The sequence below is a fragment of the Gimesia alba genome (genome assembly GCF_007744675.1).
Taxonomy (GTDB): Bacteria; Planctomycetota; Planctomycetia; order Planctomycetales; family Planctomycetaceae; genus Gimesia; species Gimesia alba.
The window spans coordinates 3,059,350-3,080,834 of the sequence record NZ_CP036269.1; the positions used below are offsets into that span (position 1 = coordinate 3,059,350).

The following is a 21,485-nucleotide window of genomic DNA, read 5'->3' on the forward strand; positions in this document are numbered from 1 at the left end:
ACCGGTGGTTATGCAGATCGCTCTTCCGGATATTTGATGCGGCCGTGATAGATTCCGATGAGGGATTTCACCAGGGATTCTTCTACAATATTGATTTCACTTAACGTTAAGGAGCACTCATTGAATTGCCCGTCCAAGAGACGCTTCATGACTAAGGAATGAACCAGCGATTTGATCCGTTTGGGGGTCGGATCACTGAGCGTACGGCTGGCGCTTTCGACGGCGTCGGCCAGCATCATCACGCCTGCTTCCCGGGTTTGCGGTTTGGGGCCCGGGTAGCGGAACGAAGATTCTTCGGCATCGGTTTTGTGGTCCGGGCTGGTCTCGGCCAGCTTTTCTGCTTCGCGGAAAAAGTATTCGACCAGAGTGGTACCGTGATGCTGTTCGATGAAATCGATAATGGGTTGCGGCAAATTATGCTGACGCGCCAGGTCGACACCATCTTTCACATGACCGATAATGATCAGCGTACTCATGGCCGGCGCCAGATTATCATGCAGGCTGTCGCTGCCGACCACCATATTTTCAATGAAGTATTGTGGTTTCAGCATTTTACCGATGTCGTGATAGTAGGCGGCGACGCGTACCAACAGACCGTTCGCGCCAATTTTATCTGCGGCAGCTTCTCCGATGGTCGCCATCGAGATGGAGTGATTATACGTTCCTGGAGCGCGGCGGACTAATTCCTGCAGCAATGGATGCGAAACATTGCTCATTTCCAGCAGACTGATATCCGTTACGACTCCAAACAGAGATTCAATAAACGGCAGACTTCCGGCAACGAGATAGCCTGCTGCCAGACACCACCCTGCCCCTTGCAGGCTTTCCCATAACACGCGCTGATTAAAAAATCCATCGGAGAGATTCTGATTCTCAATCAGGTTGATTCCCCAGTAAACCAGGAAGTAGGTCAGGCCCATCCCGAAACCCAGTTTAATCAACGTGGATCGGGAGGAAATCGTGCCCAGGGAAGTGACGGCCACAGAAGAAACACTCATCAAAACCACAAAGTGGCCCAAGGAGGCACCTGTTGAGAGACAGAGTAACAGGGCCAGTGAGAGCGCGGTCAGGATGGCCATCATCTGGTCATAGACAATGGCAAATACCATGACCGTTACAATCAGAGGGAGCACTTCCGCCCGCCAGGGGTCATAAGAAAGTAATCGACCGAGAAACACCGTTAAGATGATCACGCTGGAATAGATGCTTAAGCTGCTGACTGTTTTGGCGACCGCTTTTTTGTTTCGCAGCAGGTGATATCCATTTAAGACGGCCAGTACGATCAGCATCAGAAAAATGATGGTGACGCGGGTCACTCGTTCATAGACGGGAACCACTTCTTCTTTGGCTTCGTATTCCGCACGCAGCAATACGAGTTGGGTTTCATCAATGGACTGCCCGGGTTCCACCAGAACGGTTCCGCGTTGAAAGGTGTCGTAAATTTCATCGACAGCCATTCTGGCCTGTTTCCGTTCCTGTACTGTTTGGGCGGAATCATAAACCAGGGTGGTCGGTGCCTGGAAATGAATCCAGTGCGAGAGTACGGCAGTCATCAGATCCAGTCGTGGAAAGTTTTTCCACTCTCGGCCAATGGCTCCTTTATCCGAAAGTTGATTGGACAGGCGGATATCAAATAGGGTGACATTTTTCCTGGATCCCAGTTTGTCATTGATAATGACAATATCATCATCAGCGCGAATCTGATTTTTTGTCAGATCATTTTCGTTTACGATTCCATAGGTCTCTAAAGGAGAAATCAGTTCTTTGAAATCTTTAACAATGGCATCAATTTTTTTGGTGTCATTGGAATCGGGATTGCTGACCAGTGGTTTCAGTTCTGCAAATGTCTGTTCGGATTCTTCAGGAAACTGATCGGCAAACTGTTCCAGCCGCCGGGAGGATGATAACCCCAGTTTCGCGCGGGACTCAGCGTTTAAATCGTCCAGTGACTTGGCCTTGGCAACCGCTTCCAGGTCTGCTCGGAGTAACGGAGGAAGGTCTTCGATCAACTCCGGTTGTTGTTTGAACGAATATGGGACTTCCGATTCTTTTTGTGTTCGTTGCCGGTCTGTCTCGATCGGATTGGCAACCTTGAATGAGGCGCTCGCCAGAATTCCATGTTCTGCGAACATGCCGAGACGGTACGGAAACGGTGCTTTCCAGCTCTCAACCGCCACCATTAAGATCATGAGGGTCAATAGACAAGCACTCAGTCGCGACAGGGTCCCTCGGTTACTTAGCAATTCGCGCAGCTTGGAACTCAATTTGGAAGAATCTCGCAAACTGGCAGCAAGTGCCGTTCGGGATTTTTTGGAACCAAAAAAAGCCATGCAAACAACCTGAAATTGAGTGTGAGTTTAGAACGGGGGAAAGTGGATGAGAATCAGAGCCCCAGACTGTCTTCGTTTTGGTAGGCTTTCACAATTTCGCCAACCAGTCTGTGTCTTACAATGTCTTCAGTTTTTAATTGGACGATTCCCACACCTTTAATATTTCGTAGGCGATTGATGGCGTCGGTCATACCACAGGAAATATCGGGTGGCAGGTCGATTTGAGAAGTATCTCCCGTCACCACAATTTGCGATCCCATGCCCATCCGGGTGAGAAACATTTTCATCTGAGTCACAGTGGTATTTTGTGCTTCGTCCATAATGATAAACGTATTATCCAGAGTCCGCCCACGCATAAACGCTAACGGCACGACTTCCACAATATCATTATCCATATAACGATGGACTTGTTCATAATCGAGCAAACTGCCGAGTGCATCTAACAGCGGGCGTAAAAAGGGATTCACTTTGGCCAGCATATCTCCGGGCAGAAAGCCCAGTTTTTCACCCGCTTCTACGGCAGGACGAACGAGTACAATTTTTCGCACGCGCTCTGTACGTAAGGCGTTAATTGCCATGGCGACTGCCAGAAAAGTTTTGCCACAGCCGGCAGGACCTGTGCAGAAAACCAGATCATGTTCGCCAATCGCTTTGATGTAGTCGGACTGTCCCGGAGTACGCGGATGAACTTTTTTGGTTTTCTCAAACAGATCGATCGAAGAGGGTGTGGCAACCGGGGTCTGTTTTACCTGTTTGCTGGAAGCGTTACCGTTCGAGAGCGCGGTCAGCACCTGCTCGTTTTTTAGTTGTCCCGTATTTTCAACAATCGCTTTCAATTCCGAGAAGATGCGGAGTGATTTCTGGATCTGTGAATCATCGCCGATGATTCGAAGTTCATCTCCGCGATGAACGACATCCACACCTAGTGCATCCTGAATTTGTCTGATGTGACAATCATGAGTCCCTAACAAAACAGGAATCTGATCGGGATCAGCAAAGGAAAGAGTGGCTTCTGACATCAGAAATTCTACGTGTGCCTCCTGAGACAAGGAATAAACAGTTTAGAAGATGAAAATCATGACAGGTAAAATTGAATTTCGCTACGCTGAAATCAATGAAAACTTCAATATTAACGAGACTGAAATCAAGAAACGAATTCGGCTCTCGTCTTTATTTAAGTAAGTCTACTCCAGCAAATCGGGGAGAGAAAGGAGAGAGTTGGTCTTAAAACGTCGTTTTTTCATAAATTGTATTCAATAAAAGGGTTAGGTGCGACGATAAATCGCGGAGTTCCGGCATGATTTGACCAGGAGTATCTGTAACTTTGATTTCTGGTAGACCAGTTCCCGGGATGAGCGGATGGTAAATTACCCATTCTCTATAAACGGAATTCTTTGATTTCCAGCTTGCTGACGATGTGAAGATCTAGCGTTTGGGTAATGCGCCTGAGGGACCCTGCTCAGATACTGTCGATTGTATTGGTAATGCTCAAGATGTGCCCGTAACCTGTTCGATGAATTGTTCATATGATGCGGGATCAAATGCAATGGAGTTTGCGCTGTTGACTCTGTTTTCCTGTTGAAGTCAAAACTATCCAGTTTCCTGCGGGAACTGATGCTATATACGCGAAAAGGCCATCGGAAATGTACGAAACAAACTTTGGGTTCAAGGATCGACCCTTTACCGTTTCACCCTCCTCAGCTTGTTTTTATCAAGCTTCTGAGCACAAGAACGTGCTTGATGAATTATTGGTCAGTATTTCGAGCTTGAATGGAATCACAATTCTCACGGGAGAAGCGGGAACCGGTAAAACTGCGATTTGTCTGCAATTAATTTCTCAGTTGGAAGAACAGTTTCAAATTCAGTTTGTAGAACACTGCAACTTTCCAACGGTGAGAGCACTGCTGCAGACGTTGTTGTATAATTTAACGGATTATTATGAAAAGGTCAGCGAGCAAGAGCTGCGCCTGGCGCTATCTGCGGAAGTGCGGTCATCTTTTCTGGCCCACGGACAGCCCCTGTTGTTGATTGTGGATGAGGCTCACCTTTTGCCGGCTTCATTTTTAGAAGAGTTACGGGTACTTTCCGATATTTCGTTTGAAGGCAAGCCGGCACTGCAGTTGATGCTCTGCGGTCAGCCAGAGTTGGAAGAAACATTTATTCAGCCTGCGCTTTCCTCATTAAATCAGCGGATCGGTTGCCAGGTTTATTTAGATCGGATGACGCGACAGGAATCGAAAGATTATATCGAGTATCGAATTCAACGCGTGGTGACCGAGGAACGCGCGTATTTTACGGATGAGGCAATTCAATTCATCACACATGTGAGCGACGGATTGCCGCGGTGTCTGAACCAGATCTGTGACCATAGTTTGATGCTGGCCTACTTACAGGACTCACCTGTGGTCGATGAAGCCATCGCACGCGAATCGCTGGCCGATCTCCGGCAATTACCCCTGCATTGGAATGATCCCCTGCCCGCCCGTTCTCCGCTGGAAGAGCTGCGCAAATCTGAACCTGCTGAAGACATGGGGCAGATGAATCTGGAAGAGGAAGCTGCTGATTTCGAGATTGATCTTTCCATGGAAGACCGCTTGAACGAACTGGCGGAAGCGAACTCAAGCGAAGCGGAATCGGCAGCAGAAGCAGATGAATTTGACTGGGATTCGTCAGACTTACTGTCTCTCGGCGATGATATTGAAGCAATCGAAATCGGAAGTAGTTCTGAAGAATCCACGGTCTGTGAAACAGAAACAAGCAAACCGGAACCCGAGTCGGCAATGCCGTCTCTGTCTGCCGTCGAAACCTTCACAGAAACAGCGAATCGCCCCTCAACCAGCCCTGAAGTGGTCCCTTCTCTTGAAGTGACCGATGGGTTTGTCGAGATTGTCGATCGTTACGCCGCCATTGATGCCGGCCTGGATCCCGCGACACTTCCTCAGGAAACACTATCCCATACCGATGTCATGAGGTCGGCACTACGTTTACAGCCACCCCAGTTTCGGGCTTCGGTGCCACCAGAGATCGATTCAAAACAGAATCAAGCCGCTGCCGAGCAACCTGCGATCCCGTTACAACCGATTGAAGATGAGCATTCTGAATCCGCTTCGATCGCCTTTGAAGAAAGCCAACTGAAGCAATTGGAACCGAACGTATTTCAAGCTTTGGCAAAAGAAATTTCACAGGACGATGGTTCCTTTGAAGAACTTTTAGCTGCTCAGGTTTACGAGGTCTGCTCGGAGACACGCAGGGGGCTCCTGAATGCACTGAATGAGATTCGTAATTATACAGAATCTCTGGAAACGGAGACCTCTGAAGAGGAAGACGTTGCTTACGATCTGGTCGAACCGGAATATGAACCACCTGCCGGGACATCGTTCCGAGTTGACAGGCAACCGGATGAGGAAACTCAAAATTCAGCGACGGCTCACCTCAAAGGTCCTGTGATGGGGAGATATAAGAATTTGTTCACGCGATTACGTCGAAAGCAGGAGGTGAACTAGCCTGTCGCCAGATCTCTCGCAGCCTCTCCAAAGCCATTGAGAGCGAGGCTCAATCAAATGCGAGACGTTCTGGGTGAATGGGATGCGATCTCTGCCCAACCATACTACAACAGGCGTTGGTTTCCTAAACATTACAACTCCTACCAGCCAATCAACTGGTGGGTCTGTTCTGACCGTTCGCCATATTTTCAGCATGATCGACTCAAGTGTGATGTCAATGGTGGTATCTCTGCGCACAACGCCCATCTATTGAATTTTTGATTTTCTGCTAAAGAATTTCGCCCGATACGCTTTATTACACAGCGTACTATTTGAGGCGAGGTTCAAATGCATCAAGATAAAAAAGTCGGTTTAGCTCTAGCGTTATTAGTGATTGGTTTTGTGGGGGCATTCTGTCTCCGGCAGGATCGGAATACGACGGTCGAGATTCCCGAGTTGAACGACCCGCATTATTTAGATGAGCAGATTGCAGACAAAGACCGCACTCCTTATTTCGGTTCTCAAAGCAAAGAAAATCTGAATACGCAGTTGGGGAATGAACAGTCTCTGACAGGTATTACAGAAGAGCGTCCGTCTTCTGGTTCGAATGTTGCTGTGCCTACGATTTCACATTCCACCCCTGTTTCCCCAACGGATCCCAAAGCATCGAAAGCCGAGCGTTGGGGAGAAATGCCCGATTTTCTTAAAGAGATCGATCTGCCTGAAGAACAGTTTACGAGTTCAGAACTGACCGACTCTGTCTTTGAGCCTAACCCAACACAACCGGCGGATGAACCAGATTCTCAAGGGACAACGCTCCGTCCCATTCAGCCTGATTCGGAATCAATCAAGCCAGAGCATAATAATGCCTGGGAAGTCAATCCAGCAAAACAAAAAACAGCGCCCACGCGACCTGATCAGCGGCAGGCTCCGCAAATCCGGATTCATACCGTCAAAGCGGGTGAGACCTTATCGGAAATCTCAATTCGCTACCTGGGAACCAGCCGCAGATACAAAGAAATTTTCAATCTGAATCGCGATCGATTGCGAAGTCCGAATGATATTCGCGAGGGAATGCAACTGCGGATTCCCGTGCAACAGCCAGCGGGAGCGACACCCCAATCGGCGAACAGCCAGTCTTCAACAGGATCGACGGCCCGAGCCGGCAAACGGACCATCGGACAGATGGTCTCTCAACCGACTTTGAAATCCGGTTCTTCATCCGTTCAGTTTGAAGGCTTGATTGAATCGCTGTCGAATTCTTCCAATCCGAGTTCACTCAAGGATCTGGATCATAAAAAAACAGTTCAAGAGTTGGAGAAAACGCTGAAATCCGGCAATCTGCTCGATGGAAAAAATGGGACCAGCGGCATTCCCAAAAACTACCGAAAATTCATTCCGGTTCCCCGATCGCCGCTGACTCCGCAGGCTGGTTCTCAAGCCAGAACACCAGGAGCTGGTAAGTCTCTCTCACAGGTTCAACCTGATAATGTGGATCAGATCGTCGAAGAGCTGTTTGACAAACTGGAAGATTCACCCCAGCAGACCAAGGGGACGGCTAAAGCGAAAACCTATACGATTAAAAAAGGTGACACGCTTGAATCCATTGCCGTCCGGATTTACGGAAAACGGTCAGCAGCATTCAAAATCTATCAGAAGAATCGCGATATGCTGAAAAGCGCACACTATATTCGACCAGGAATGAAACTCGAATTGCCTTAGTTAGCGTTTCTTAATTCGAATAGATCTTTACAAATGGGGAGAAACCGGGGCTAACGCCCTTCGGCTAATAAGTCATTCCGGCTGGCGAAGTAGCTAAAAATAAAATCAGCCGCACGGCGTTAGCCGCGGTTAAAACCGAACTGGGTTAGGTTGCGGTTCTGGGAATCACATTCAAAACCAATAAATAAACGCTACCCAGGCGGATTTCAGGTTTCTATTCGTCTGCACTCGCAATGCTGAGGCTGACTAATTCAGAGGTAATGAGAGACCATCGTAAGCCAGTTCGATATGGTCGGGCAAACTGGCGTTAATCTCTTCATGCTCCAGTGAATGCGAAATGTGCGTGAAATACGCACGCTTTGGTTTGACGCGTTCCACAACTTCCAGGCTTTGTTCCAGATTAAAATGCGTGGGGTGTGGTTTAATTCGCAGTGCGTCGATGATCAGGTAATCCAGGCCTTCCAGATGCTGCCAGCTTTCTGGTGGAATCTCGCTGACATCTGTGCAAAACGCGATATTGTTGATGCGGTAGCCCAAAATCGGGAGAGTGCCGTGCATCAGTCGAATAGGCTGTATTCGCAGGCCGAGCAAATCAAAGGCTTCCAGGTTGACTCTGGTAAATTCAAGGCGTGGACGTGCCATATGATGAAGATTGTGTATGGGGTCTTCAAACGCGTAGTTAAATGAGCGACGGATTTGTTCTTCGACAATTTCCTCGCAGTGCAGCATGATCGGTTTTTCTAATCGATAGCCACTAATTCGCACGTCATCCAGGCCAAAGATATGGTCTGCATGACTGTGCGTATAAAGCACGGCATGCACCCAGGGAATATTTTCTCGCAGCAACTGCAGTCGGAGTTCGGGAGGCGTGTCAATTAAAAAACCCCCTTCAGGGGCTCCCACATAAACTGAAGTGCGCCCGCGTTGATTTTTGGGATTGGGAGACGTGCAGACGTCACAATCGCAGCCAATAATGGGAATTCCTACGCTGGTTCCGGTTCCCAGTGTGATGAATTCACCGAGCCGTTGTGAAAATAGATTTGATTCCTGTTGCATTACTCTTAGATCACTTTTGAGGTGGCTCTGATCAGCTCACGCCACAATATTCACTCACGCCATCCGCAGTCACAACCAGCAAATGATCTGTCAGCGGATGGTCCATGGTTAAATAGTCACTGGCAATATTATGCTGGATTTTTTCGATCACATGAGTCTCACTAAAGCTGATCGCCAACAGAAAATCACGGTTGGGGACTCCGGCTAAAAATTCGCTACCCAGAAACCTGCGTGCCTGCTGGTAGAAAGAGCGGCTCAGGACCTGCGACGCGTTATAGGCGTCCGGCCTGCTTTGGATCACCATATTCGGCCCCTCTTCCTTCGACATGCAAATCAGCTCAATTTGATTGTGATCAAAATAGCGGTCCAGATTATCCAGTGCAATCTGATGGAGCTGTTCTTGATCGATGTTCCATTTTCTGAGCAGCTTTTCATGAATATACCAATACGCGTTCGATTCGTCGACCACATACAGGATCGCTAAATTGGCAATCCAGGATTCACCCACGAAGTTCGGAAAATTATTTTCCCAGGATTCGCGCGATAACAGAATCGGCATGATGCGGTCTTGAATCTCCGATAATTCCGGCTCAGTCTGGGCATCACCCCATTCATTTATCTGCAAAATTGTGACCAGCGCCGTCGTGATCTGTTTCTCAAAGTTATCGGGGGTTGTCAGGTAGGCACGGTAGAAATTAGCGAGGTTCATCTCAGATTCACCAAATTTTAACCGAAATCCAGGGAGAATCTGAGAGTTAATCAAGGGGAATTTCTTGTGTGCGAGTTCCAGCACTTCGTTGGCAAACAGTTCCGGTGGATTCGACGGATTCAGAGAGAGCTGAACCGAGTGCAGAATCACCTGGACGGCTTCAAATAAATCCTGATGGTGTTCTGGCTCATAGAAAAACGTAACGACCATCTGGATGGAACGTTCTTTGATCAACCACAGGTTCCAGGAGTGCCAGTGTTTTTGAAAACCGGGTAGGTATGACAGTAACTCTTTCCACCAGGATGTGTTTTTTTGAATGATTGCTTCACCGGAATAGCCAATCGATTCATGCTCAATCGCCAGTGGGCCTCGGCTCAGAATATTTCGATGTTTGACAAACAGTTGATCGAAATCAATATGCAGGTTCGACTCGGAATTGGTTTGTGGCAGCACTGACTTCCAGTGGCAGCTGATCGTGAGCGTGGCATTTCCATCAGGAGGACTGAGTTGGAGAATTCCCTCCTTTTCCTCCTTGATCCAATTGGAAGGATACGAGAGTGAATACCAGTTCGCTGGCCCGGTGTAGTTGGCCCATTGATCAATATGCAAGTCAGACAAAAAATCACCATCAGCACAAGAAATGATTCTGATTTATGAATCAGCGGAAACAAATCGGGATCCCCTACTCACTGATTCGCACGGTGTCTTCCAGATTCTTCATAGTAGACGATTTTCAGAAACAACTCTATCTGAAAATTTGAGATACTTTTTTGATCCGACTGCTGTTTATCTAAGCAGCAAAATGCCCTGCAGGAGGGCAATTCTTGAAAAAACAGGTCAGGGCAGATTCTTGAAAATATTTAGTTGAGATTGTAAGTGCTTTGTATGAAATGTCTTACGTTTTTCTTTTCAAGAACGGATGTTCGCTGGTACGACGTTTGCTTTAGATACCATTCAGATGAGAACGGAAAGCAATGTTCTTCATCTTACTTGAACTTCACCAAAGGATACGCTGCTGGGGAGTATAGCCGAACTTTCCCTTGTCGGGACTGTTTGGGCGAGCGCCTATACACTCAGCGGCGTCCTTTTTTTATATCCTGAGCAAGATCAGCTCAAGACTGGAAACCATAATAAAATGGTGCGATAGGAATTTCCAGTCTTTTCTACTGAGAATTTAGTTTCTCGTAGATCCTCTCTCGACGCCTGTTTAGGCACGCTGCTATTTTTTCTGATCTGGCTTCTTACTGGTAGCGACCGGTTTCATGATCAAAAGGCCCAACGGTGGTAGATTCAGCGTGATGCTATGGTCCAGACCGTGGCTATTAATCTTTTCGCTGTAGACACCCCCTGCATTGCCGATATTAGAGCCGCCGTAGATCTCCGCATCACTATTGATGATTTCATTGTAGAACCCGGCTTTCGGAACGCCAATCCGATAGCCGTCTCGTGGAACGGGGGTAAAATTCGCGATCACAATCACATGTTCGTCGTCAGTGGCGGAAATTCTCTGGAATGCGAACACACTGTTTTTGGAATCGTCGCACTGAATCCAGGAAAAACCAGCCGAATTGAAGTCGGTTTCGAACAGAGATTTTTCTGTACGGTACAGGTAATTCAAGTCGCCAATCAAACGTCGAATTCCGTCATGGTTATCATGGCCGATCAATTTCCAGTCGAGTTCGTTGTCATGGTCCCACTCGTGCCATTGTGCCAATTCACCACCCATGAACAGCAGTTTTTTGCCAGGCATCGTGTATTGGTAGCCATACAGCAGTCGCAGATTCGCAAACTGCTGCCACAGATCGCCTGGCATTTGTGAGAGTAACGAACGTTTGCCATGTACGACTTCATCGTGAGATAAAGGCAGTACAAAGTTTTCAGTAAAGGCATAGATCATTCTGAACGAGAGCTCGCCCTGATGATGCGAGCGGTAAATCGGATCGAAATGCATATAGCGAAGGGTGTCGTTCATCCACCCCATATCCCATTTCATATTGAATCCCAGGCCGCCGTTATAGACCGGGTGCGAAACGCCGCCCCAGGAAGTCGATTCTTCTGCAATCGTCAGGATTCCGGGATAAGCGCCATGCAGGCTGGTATTGGCGTCTTTCAGGAACTGGATCGCTTCCAGATTTTCCCGTCCCCCACTGGAGTTCGGGACCCATTCCCCTTCCTGGCGTGAATAATCCAGGTAGAGCATGGAAGCCACGGCGTCGACTCTCAATCCATCGAAGTGGTATTTATCAATCCAGAAATGGGCACTGGAAAGCAGGAAGTCGCGAATTTCATTCCGACCATAATTGAAGATGTATGTTCCCCAGTCCGGGTGAAACCCTTTGCGTGGATCTTCATGCTCGTACAGACAGGTTCCATCAAAACGACCCAGGGAGTGACCGTCGGTGGGGAAATGGCCGGGAACCCAGTCGAATAACACGCCGATGTCGGCCTGGTGACAGTAATCGACGAAGTACATTAAATCATGCGGAGTCCCAAAGCGGCTGGTAGGGGAAAAATAACCGGTCGTCTGATAACCCCAGGAACCATCGAAGGGATGTTCTGTGATCGGCATCAATTGAATATGCGTGTAGCCCATCTGTTTCACATAATCGACGAGCTGTTTTGCTAACTCGCGATAAGTGAAGAACTGGCGGCCATCTTTGGGGCGTTTCCAGGAACCGAGGTGTACTTCATAAATGGTGATCGGCTGATCGTGCCAGTTGATCTCTTTCCGCTTGTCGATCCATTCTGTATCCTGCCAGGGAAAGTTTTCCAGATTGTAAACAATGGATGCGGTTTTGGGACGCAGTTCTGAGTAGAACGCGTAGGGATCGCTTTTCTCAAAAAACTCACCGTTTTGGCCACGCAGACTGAACTTGTAGGCATCTCCTTCGGAGATTTCGGGAACAAATCCGGACCAGACCCCTGCATCACTTGAGTTCAGGTAATATTCACCATGCTTCCAGTGATTTTTATCGCAAATGATACACACTTCTTGTGCATTGGGTGCCCAGACGGCAAATCGAGTTCCCTTGATTCCATTGACTTCGTCAGGGTGTGCTCCCATTGAGTTATACATAGTACAGTGCATTCCTGTCTTTAGTGCATGAAGTTCTGCGGGTGTAAATAAAGGCCGCCTGGCTTGGGGCTTGTTGCGTCGCCGCATTGAATGCCTGGTGGTCATGGGTCGGTTCTGGTTTGTATCAAAGTGAGAGGATTGACCCATCGAAGTTTTTATTTCACCGTCATTTTATCTGATTCCAGATCGGATCCAACAAAGCCTGATTGGCCTGAATTCTGTTCTACCGGGTTCGAATCGTTCTGGAAACGTGACATTCAACCTGAATTCGAGCTACAGGCTGGCAAATCATTATAATCAGTAAGCCTAGTATAACTAAATTTCGACCAGATTGTTACCCATCCTTAATGCGGTTTTTCAGCTACAGGGAGTTCGTTGAGCCTGGCCCCCGTTTTGAATGAACGGGGAGCGCCATTTGTTAAAGTGTTCCGGTTATGGTGAATTATCTGGCTGGGCAATCAGCGGCGATCAAGAGGAATGAAGCACTCAGAAAGACCGCAACATGGTCGAAATTCCGGATTCCATTCACCTTTACTCAAGTGATTGCGTCTACCGCAAACTATAATAGAAGGTCGTTACGATCTGTATAACACTTCATCTCTTTCGAATTCCCGCCTGCTGGATCTGGCTGGTTCGATGAAGGGGCTATTTTGTCTGTTCACCGTCATACGCTGTTAATTGCAGGACCATTCGTTCTGATGGCAGGCTTTTACTTTCTGGTCTTTTCGGGGACTCAGGAAGGCCGCGCCTCATCGAACGCGGTCCGTCTCAGCGCACCGGAAACATTCAAGTCAGCGCCCGAGATCAAATTGCCGCAGCCGTCATCGCGCCTGCTGACCGAGTGCGAAACACAGGCAAAGCAGATTCAGCAACGTATTTCAATTCCCACGAATGTGTTGGTCAGAGCGCCGTATATTCTGATCGGGGATTATGAAACCAAGACGCTGGAGGCCTTGCATCGCAAAGCAATTCAGCCAACCGAGTATGCACTCAACGTTTCCTACTTCGATTCACAGCCGGACCGCCCGATTACGATCATCGCGCTGTCCAGTCAGGAACGTTACCAGCAGGTCGCCTATGATCTCGATCAAAGGAAAACCGGTTCGTATTACGGTTATTTTAAGTCTGATGAAATGCGAATCGTCCTCAACCTGACAACGGGCGGCGGAACCCTGGGGCACGAACTCACACACGCACTGGCCCAGATTGATTATCCTGACATGCCGGAATGGTTTGACGAGGGTCTGGCCTCTTTGCACGAACAGTGTGAATTCTCGGAAGCAGGCAATCAGCTGGTGGGCATTTCCAACTGGCGGGCTCAGATTTTGCTGTCGGCCTTGGACCGGAATCAGTTGCCCGATTTGAAATCTCTGGTGCAACAGATCCGCATCAATACCGATCGGGAAGCGTTGACCTATGCTTATGCACGTTATTTCTGTCTGTATCTGCAACAGCAGAGGCTGCTCTCTCCCTTTTATCGCAAATTGCGCACGAACAGAGAAATCGACGAAACCGGGCAGCGTACCTTGGAGCAGTTGCTGAATGTGCATGATCTGTCTGAAGTCGATGCCGATTTTCAACAGTGGTTATCCGGTTTTCGCGTCAAACCGAATCAGTAAACGCATCAGCTTATACTGACCGCCTGCGTTCCACGATGAAAACAGGGTTCTCTGAAAGAAAGCCGCTTTCAAGCATTCTCTGCGATTCTGCCGCCTCCTATAATTACAAAACTGACATCGCTCGATACTTTCTTCAAATGGTGATATTTCTCTATGACGAACACCCCGTTACGCGTCTGCAGTTTTGAAAGTCGTAAAAGCGAGGCCATGCGCGCTCTGATTGAACGAAATCAGGGGCTGCCAACACTCGTCCATTCCATGGATGAAATTCCGCTGGAAGATAACGAGCAGGTCAAGGCGTTCTGCGAAAAACTGTTTCAAAATGAAATCGATGTGATGGTCTTTATGACGGGCGTGGGGGCGACCGCGTTGTTGGATGCGGTAGAACTCTATTTCCCGCGGGAACAGTTTCTCACAGCCCTCAAAAAAATCATCGTCACGGTCCGCGGGCCGAAACCGACGGTCGTCCTGCGAAACTGGGAAGTCCCGATTCACTATACCGCGCCCGAGCCGAACACCTGGCATGAAATTATTTCTGCCTGGGATGATGCAAAGTTTTCGGTCACGGGCAAGCATATCGCAGTGCAGGAATATGGAAAACCCGTACAGGAATTTTACGACGAACTTCGCAAACGCGGGGCACAGGTTCTGCCTGTCACCGTGTATCGCTGGGCACTCCCCGAGGATACCAGCGGCTTAAGAGATGCGATCAACGCGACCCTTCAAAATGAATTCGACGTGCTGATGTTTACCAGTGCCCAGCAGATTACACACGTTTTGCAAATTGCGGACGAAGAACAGGTACGGGACAAATGGCTGCAGGCGGCTGCCAAAACGATGATCGCTTCCGTCGGTCCTGCCTGTTCGGAAGCATTGCAGCAGGCCGGGCTGCCCGTCGATTTTGAATCGAGTCCTCCCAAAATGGGCCCCCTTGTCAAAGACGCCCTCCAGGCCGCACCGGACATTCTCGCGAAAAAACGGTAAGTCTCGTTCCCGAATCAGGTTGTTTCCGGGAAACCGGCTCCGTCAGAATTTCCGTCCGCTCTGATACCTGCTAAAATAAACGGAATATTGAGCAATTACAGAAATCGTACTTGAAAGAGCTGAAAATGAATTCTCAAGTGGCTGAGAAAGCCAACTATCAGAATAGTCGTTTTATGAAAGCGGTCCGCCGCGAACCTGTCGACACCACGCCGATCTGGATTATGCGACAAGCGGGCCGCTATTTACCCGAATACATGGCCGTACGTAACAAAACGACGTTCATCGATCTCTGCAAAACGCCTTCCCTGGCAGCCGAAGTCACACTGACCGCACAACGGGTGCTCGGCGTCGATGCCGCGATTCTCTTCGCCGATCTCTTGCCGATTCTGGAACCGATGGGCCTCGATCTCGAATATGTCAAAGGCGAAGGCCCGGTCATTCACAATCCGCTCGCCGATTCCTCACACGTCGATCGGCTGACGGACATCGCCGATATGAATTGTCTGGAGTTTGTTTTCGATGCCGTCAAACTGATTCGTGCCGATTTGCCCGCCGACATTCCCCTGCTCGGCTTTGCCGGCTGCCCGTTCACGCTGGCCAGCTATGCCATCGAAGGAGGCAGTTCGAAAAATTACCGCCGCACCAAACAGATGATGTATAACGACCCCGGTGCCTGGAAGGCGCTGATGGATCGCTTCGTCGATAATCTGATTGTCTATCTCCAACGGCAAATTGAAGCGGGCTGTCAGGCCGTACAAATCTTCGACAGCTGGGCCGGTTGTCTCTCTCCCGAAGATTATCAGCAGTATGTGGCACCCTATACGGCAAGACTCGTTGCCGGTGTAGAGGATCATGCGCCGGTGATCAATTTCCTCACGGGGAATCCTGCGTTGATTCCACTGCAGAAACAGACGGGAGGTCAGGTGTTCGGCCTCGACTGGCGCATCAACCTCGCTGATGCCTGGGAGATCCTCGGTCCCGACGTCGCCGTGCAGGGGAACCTCGACCCGATTGCCCTTTACGCGGATATTCCGGTACTCAAAGAGAAAGCAAAGTCGGTTCTCGATGCTGCCGGCGGCCGGAACGGACACATTTTCAATCTCGGTCATGGTGTGATGCCTGACATGAATCCCGACAATGTGAAAGCCCTCGTCGAAATCGTGCATGAACTGGGCAGCCGCTAGGTAGCGTTTATTAATAACTCAGAACCGGATTCGGAGGTCGACAGAGTGAGCTATGTAAGATCAAACCGTGGTCGACAGTGTGCTGTTCCTTGTTTTAAGGACTATGGCCGCAGTAAATGCCAAATTAGCCGCAGGGCGTTAGCCCCGGTTAGGCATCTTTTGTAAGGCCCGTTCGAATTAAGAAACACGACCTAACCCAAAGAGAACATTGAGTACGTAAGAGTCACGCCATGAGTTCAACTGCAACAAAACGGATCGCCGTCATCGGCGGCGGGATCACCGGTCTCTCCGCCGCCCACCGTCTGTTCGAACTGGCAGACGCACAACAGCAGTCAATCGAAGTCACCCTGTTTGAATCGCAGCCGGAAACGGGGGGCTGGATTGGCACTATCGAGCAACAGGACTATCTGATCGATACCGGTGCCGACATGTTTATCACGAATAAGCCGGCAGCGATTGAACTCTGCAAACGGCTGGGGCTGGAAGATCAACTTATCTCCACCAATCAGCAGTATCGAGGCGCCTTGATTCTCAAGGACGGGCAACCCGTTCCGGTGCCGCTCGGCTTTGAATTGATGACGCCGTCCCGCATTGGTCCCATGCTCAAGACGCCGCTGCTGAGTCTCTGGGGAAAACTGCGGATGGGGCTCGAATATTTTCTTCCCCGCCGACAGAGTGTGACCGGACTGGATCAGGATGACGAAAGTCTGGCACATTTTGTGAAGCGCCGTTTTGGCGTAGAAGCCTTGAATCGCCTCATTCAGCCTTTAGTCGCCGGCATTTATACGTCTGATCCCGAAAAGTTGAGTCTGCGCGCGACCCTGCCCCGCTTTCTGGATATGGAACGCGATCACCGCAGCCTGATTAAAGCGATCCGCAAACAGAAACGGGCCGCCAAATCGGCTGATGCCACTGGTGCCCGCTACGGACTCTTTGCCGCATTCCAGGGAGGCATGCAAACGCTGACGCGCACACTTGCCGAATGGGTCTCCGAGCGTGGTACGATTCTTTTCAGCCAGCCGGTTACAAAAATCAGCCCCGTTAAAGCAGGCGGTTATGCTGTGACCTCAGAAGCGGACGGTGGCACACAAACACAACACTTCGATGCGGTGCTCATTGCGACCGCAACACACTATGCGGCTGGCATGACTGCCGGCTTCGCGCCTGAACTCTCCGGTCTCCTTGCACAAATTGAATACGCGTCGACGGCGATTCTGGTGAACGTCTTCAAACTCTCAGACATCAAGCATCCGCTGAATGCGTTCGGCCTTGTGATTCCGGCTGCCGAAAATCGCAAGATCTTTGCCGTCGCCTTTGCGAGTCGAAAATTCCCCGGTCGGGCTCCCGAAGGATGTGTGCAGCTGCGAACGTTTGTTGGCGGCGCGATGCAGGCCGAACTGCTTGAGCATACTGATGCAGAACTCGAAAGCATCGTTCAGAGCGAATTGGCCGACATTCTGGGGGTGACAGGCAAACCACTATTCTCAAAACTGCTGCGGCACAATCAGTCGATGCCGCAATACCACATGGGGCATCTGCAGCTGGTCGAACAGATCGAACTACAGGCCGACCAATATCCCAACCTGGAACTGGCAGGCAACGCCTATCGTGGCGTTGGCATTCCCGATTCCATTCACAGTGCCGAGCAGGCAGCAGAACGAATGATTGAGACGCTGTTTACTCCCGCGTCAGTTCAATCCCCTTAACGTCGATTAATTCGTTGCCGGTTTTCTTGACGCCGGTTAGCTTCAGGTCAGAGCATCCTTTTTTCAGATCCAGCGTTCCGAGTTTGATTGTCGCCCAGTCCTTGCGCATATAGTTGTCTGATTGTTCCACGCGATCCTGGTTCCCAATCTTCGGCGGATCATGCGGCTTGGAAATAGTGGCGGTCAGACTTTGATCGCCGGTCGAGACAGCCACCTTACAGCCGACGTCCTGTTTTGCACACGTGTATTTCAGCGTGACGGTATATTTTCCCGGCGTTAAAACATTCAGATGCCAGGCGGCAGATGCTGAGGGATCGGTCCAGTCTTCCAACCAGCTGTTCGCATAACCGTGGTGCCCTTTGCCGCTGTAGTTGATTCCCTGCCCGGCTTCCGGCTGCAGGAATGATTCATTCGCGGGAACAGAAGTGACCGCTTCGCTGGGGTGCCCCACGGGAATCGGAATCGGCTCAAAGCCGGCGTCCGAGACATCCTGGAACCAGTCCGCGTAAGCAGCACTCAACTTCTTCACGACCTCGGGATGCGCTTTAGCGACATCGTTTTTCTGTCCCGGATCGGCCAGCATATCATACAGACTCCACTTGTTTCGCTCATAAGCGGCTCGCCAGCGGTCCGTACGAACCGAACCCACGGGCAATTCGGCACCGGGAATCGAATTGCGAAACAAGCGATCGACGAACAGCATCCGCTCCGGCCAGTTTTCAGTAGCGTCATCTGTCAGTAAGGGAACGAGACTCTTCCCGTCCACAGGAATTCCGGACACCGATTCCACGCCACAGAATTCCAGAAGCGTCGGTAGAATGTCAATATGAGCGGCGATCGGTTTGACGACGGTTCCGGGTCTGATTTTTCCCGGATAACGCACAAACAGCGGCACACGAATGCCCCCTTCATGAATCGATCCTTTGCGGCCTCGCATATCGCCGTTATAGCGTTTACTGTTCGGCCCGTTGTCGGTCAGAAACAAGACGATCGTATTGTCGGCCAGTTTGAGATCGTCCAGCGTCTGCAGCAATCGGCCCAGATTCTCATCAACACTGTCCACCATCGCGTATGCACACCGTGCTTTGTCATCCAGACCTTTGTTGGCATACTTCTGCCAGTATTTCTCCGGGACAATCCAGGGGGAATGCGGTGCATTATAAGGTACATAACAGAAGAACGGCTGCTCTTGGTTCTGTTTGATGAAATCAATCGCCTTGTCGGTCAGCACATCGGTGATATAGCCTTTGGTTTTAACCGGTTTCTGATTGCGTTCGAGATTGGTATCGAAATAACTGTTCCAGTGACCGCCGCAAAATCCAAAGAACTCGTCAAAGCCCTGCCCGTTCGGGTGCATCGGATAGTGCCGCCCATTATGCCATTTTCCAAACGCGCCCGTCGCATAACCGGCTGACTTCAACATTTCGGCGATGGTGATTTCCTCGGCCCGCATATTTTCAAAGCCGCGCGTCACGCCATGCACGCCGGTTCGCAAACTGTAACGCCCCGTCAGTAAAGCGGCCCGCGTCGGCGCACAAACCGGCGACACAAAAAAACGATCAAACCGCGCCCCCTGCTTCGCCAGCAGATCCTGATTCGGCGTTTCAATCAAAGGGTTGTCATGCGAGCGCACATCGCCCCAGCCCTGGTCGTCCGTCATGATCAACAACACATTCGGCTTAGAAGCCGCCTGCAGCAATTGACCTGAAGTAAACACAACAAACAATAACCACAAACAGACCAGTTTCAACAAAGGTGCGCGTCTCATGATGAAAGTCAGTGTCCTTAAAACAGATATTAAACGAACAAAGTATATGAAAAATTAGAATAAATAATGAGTATCGGGTACTAATCTTGGATTTTTGGGGTGGCACTGTTGGCTCGTCCAACAGTGCGAATTCAGATTGAATCATGCCAGTCAATTAAGCTTCGTATCACAAGAAAGTGTGCCACTGTTGGCTTGTCCAACAGTGCGAATCCAACTCAAGCGAGGAACAATTTCTAACACCAGCAATTCAGCAAAACCGTCATACAACCAATGACAACAGTTCCAGTAGACCCGATCACAGGCCCAACGTCAATCCCACCACCAGCGTACTGTTTGATCCTGTCCCCGTTCCAGAACTGACGTTTTTTTCTCATCCAGCGAATTATCCCGTGACGTCACAAACTCCGTCTGGTTGACGACAGCCCGGGCGTTCACCGTTACCCCGCCTCCTACCAGACAGATCATCAACCGCCCCGCTTTTTTATAGTTCATCGCCGTTGGCACCTGTTTCGGAATGTTTCCCACAGGAACCAGATAATCCGATTCCGTAGAAAAGAAACGATGCTCCCAGCCGACCTGTTGATCCAGGTTTTCTTTTCGAATCAAGGCTGCCAGCACGGTCAAATCCGTAATTGACTGCAGCTCGGCGAACGTCGGATGCTGGTCGGCCAGCTTGGCAAAGTGTTTCGTGAACTGCTGGGCGTACTTCGTTGTGGAAAGCCGCGTCTGAGCTGCGTCAGTCCGCTGCCCGGCTGTGTTGACAAACTCCTCTTGCGACATCATCTGCAGCCGTTGCCCGGAAAGCTGAAACGCATCCCGCGCTGCCGTCGTAGTAAACGCATCATACAGCGGCGTGAACCACCAGCGCTGCGTGCTGTTACCGCCGCCGCGGAGCGTCGCCAGATGGCTTTTGATTTCGCGTATCCCCGAAGGCTCGAGGCCAATCGAAATTCGCTTCAGCATATAGTCGGCTTCGACCAGAATGCGGGCATAATGCGAGCCGGCAGGTACACCCGTTACCGAAACGTCCTGCATACCGATGATCTGCGCCATCGTTTTAAAACGTGTTGCCGCCGTCGCTGCCGAGGAAGCGGAATTCGTGCGACGAATATATTCATTCATCCGTGCCAGGTTTTGCGGCTTCGCATCAAACGAACAACCGGTGATCAATCCGCGATCCTGCGATTGAAACGCTACGACCAGATCGTCCAGCCGAATCGGCGGTCGCCCTGTTTCCACGCCAACGACCCGATTCTGTGCATTCGCCGCGAAACCCTCTGCCGGACCGGCAATAATCAGATCGTTCTTCTCGCGATCCACAAACAGATACTCAATCCGCCACAAGCCGGCCAGATATTGAACCTCGGGAGGCAGCGGCTGGTTTTTCTCTTTGAATTCCTGGCAGACCTTTTCCAGTTGCACCAGCGAGATCTTGCGGAACTCCGATTTCTGATTCACGTCGCCCGGCAGTGACTGCGCTGCAAGTGCCTGCAGACGGCGCTGATTCAATTGTTTGTTGTTCTGCGTAATACGAAACGGCGCCGCAATCACGCCGTCGGCATCAATGGTGATTCCACCTGCGTTCTGCTGATTATTATTCTGATTATTACCGCCGGTGTTGTTGCCGCCGTTATTTGTCTGTGCCAGACTCAGGGTCGAGAGACACAGGACAAGGAACAGAGACAGGACGCATCGAACGACTTTGATCCGAGAGATCTTTTCGAGAGAGAGGAGATTCATTAACATCAACTTTCTGTCTAAAAAATGCTGCCCGCATGATATTAAGACATCTCTCATTCTATCAGCCACGCCACTCCAGAGTCAGGGCTTTTATTAATTTCCCGGTAAA

13 protein-coding genes are annotated in these 21,485 nt (G+C 50.0%); 6 read left to right on the forward strand and 7 right to left on the reverse strand.

Going from position 1 to position 21,485, the window contains the following annotated elements; translation table 11 throughout:
- Nucleotides 1-8 precede the first annotated feature (8 nt).
- On the reverse strand, nt 9-2,330 hold the full coding sequence (locus Pan241w_RS11465) for an HD family phosphohydrolase (protein ID WP_145215350.1): 2,322 nt from the start codon (nt 2,328-2,330) through the stop codon (nt 9-11).
- Between the two features lie 53 nt (nt 2,331-2,383).
- A complete protein-coding gene (locus tag Pan241w_RS11470; protein ID WP_145215353.1) occupies nt 2,384-3,349 on the reverse strand; it encodes a PhoH family protein in 966 nt (321 codons plus the stop codon).
- Nucleotides 3,350-3,973: 624 nt separating this feature from the next.
- On the opposite strand from Pan241w_RS11470, the gene Pan241w_RS11475 reads away from it, so the two are divergent.
- Both Pan241w_RS11475 and Pan241w_RS11480 read left to right on the forward strand, forming a co-directional pair.
- On the forward strand, nt 3,974-5,833 hold the full coding sequence (locus Pan241w_RS11475; protein ID WP_145215356.1) for an ExeA family protein: 1,860 nt from the start codon (nt 3,974-3,976) through the stop codon (nt 5,831-5,833).
- Nucleotides 5,834-6,160: 327 nt separating this feature from the next.
- Entirely contained in the window at nt 6,161-7,534 is a 1,374-nt protein-coding gene (locus Pan241w_RS11480) for a LysM peptidoglycan-binding domain-containing protein (protein ID WP_145215359.1), read from the forward strand.
- 246 nt (nt 7,535-7,780) lie between these two features.
- Here Pan241w_RS11480 and Pan241w_RS11485 read toward each other — a convergent pair whose 3' ends face one another.
- From Pan241w_RS11485 to glgB, 3 genes are all read right to left on the reverse strand, one after another.
- Nucleotides 7,781-8,590, reverse strand: coding sequence for an MBL fold metallo-hydrolase (locus Pan241w_RS11485; RefSeq protein WP_145215363.1), 810 nt, complete (start codon nt 8,588-8,590; stop codon nt 7,781-7,783).
- Between the two features lie 31 nt (nt 8,591-8,621).
- The gene (locus Pan241w_RS11490; RefSeq protein WP_145215366.1) at nt 8,622-9,917 is read right to left on the reverse strand and encodes a DUF1444 family protein; all 1,296 of its coding nucleotides are present in this window, start codon (nt 9,915-9,917) and stop codon (nt 8,622-8,624) included.
- 601 nt (nt 9,918-10,518) lie between these two features.
- Nucleotides 10,519-12,462 carry a 1,4-alpha-glucan branching protein GlgB gene (gene glgB / locus Pan241w_RS11495; protein ID WP_261344304.1) on the reverse strand — a complete coding sequence of 648 codons (1,944 nt, stop codon included), beginning with the start codon at nt 12,460-12,462 and terminating at the stop codon, nt 10,519-10,521.
- Nucleotides 12,463-13,025: 563 nt separating this feature from the next.
- On the opposite strand from glgB, the gene Pan241w_RS11500 reads away from it, so the two are divergent.
- The 4 genes from Pan241w_RS11500 to hemG all read left to right on the forward strand — a co-directional run bounded on the left by Pan241w_RS11500 (nt 13,026) and on the right by hemG (nt 17,868).
- Nucleotides 13,026-13,994, forward strand: a complete 969-nt coding sequence (locus Pan241w_RS11500; protein WP_145215369.1) for a hypothetical protein — start codon at nt 13,026-13,028, stop codon at nt 13,992-13,994.
- Between the two features lie 153 nt (nt 13,995-14,147).
- Nucleotides 14,148-14,978: a uroporphyrinogen-III synthase gene (locus Pan241w_RS11505; RefSeq protein ID WP_145215372.1), complete on the forward strand. Its 831-nt coding sequence runs from the start codon at nt 14,148-14,150 to the stop codon at nt 14,976-14,978.
- A gap of 125 nt (nt 14,979-15,103) precedes the next feature.
- On the forward strand, nt 15,104-16,162 hold the full coding sequence (gene hemE, locus Pan241w_RS11510) for a uroporphyrinogen decarboxylase (RefSeq protein ID WP_145215375.1): 1,059 nt from the start codon (nt 15,104-15,106) through the stop codon (nt 16,160-16,162).
- Between the two features lie 230 nt (nt 16,163-16,392).
- Nucleotides 16,393-17,868 carry a protoporphyrinogen oxidase gene (hemG, locus tag Pan241w_RS11515; protein WP_145215378.1) on the forward strand — a complete coding sequence of 492 codons (1,476 nt, stop codon included), beginning with the start codon at nt 16,393-16,395 and terminating at the stop codon, nt 17,866-17,868.
- Here the strand turns inward: hemG and Pan241w_RS11520 are convergent.
- On the reverse strand, nt 17,840-19,636 hold the full coding sequence (locus Pan241w_RS11520; protein ID WP_145215381.1) for an arylsulfatase: 1,797 nt from the start codon (nt 19,634-19,636) through the stop codon (nt 17,840-17,842). The genes hemG and Pan241w_RS11520 overlap by 29 nt on opposite strands.
- A gap of 309 nt (nt 19,637-19,945) precedes the next feature.
- Nucleotides 19,946-21,382, reverse strand: coding sequence for a DUF1598 domain-containing protein (locus Pan241w_RS11525; RefSeq protein ID WP_198000475.1), 1,437 nt, complete (start codon nt 21,380-21,382; stop codon nt 19,946-19,948).
- Between the last annotated feature and the right edge of the window lie 103 nt (nt 21,383-21,485).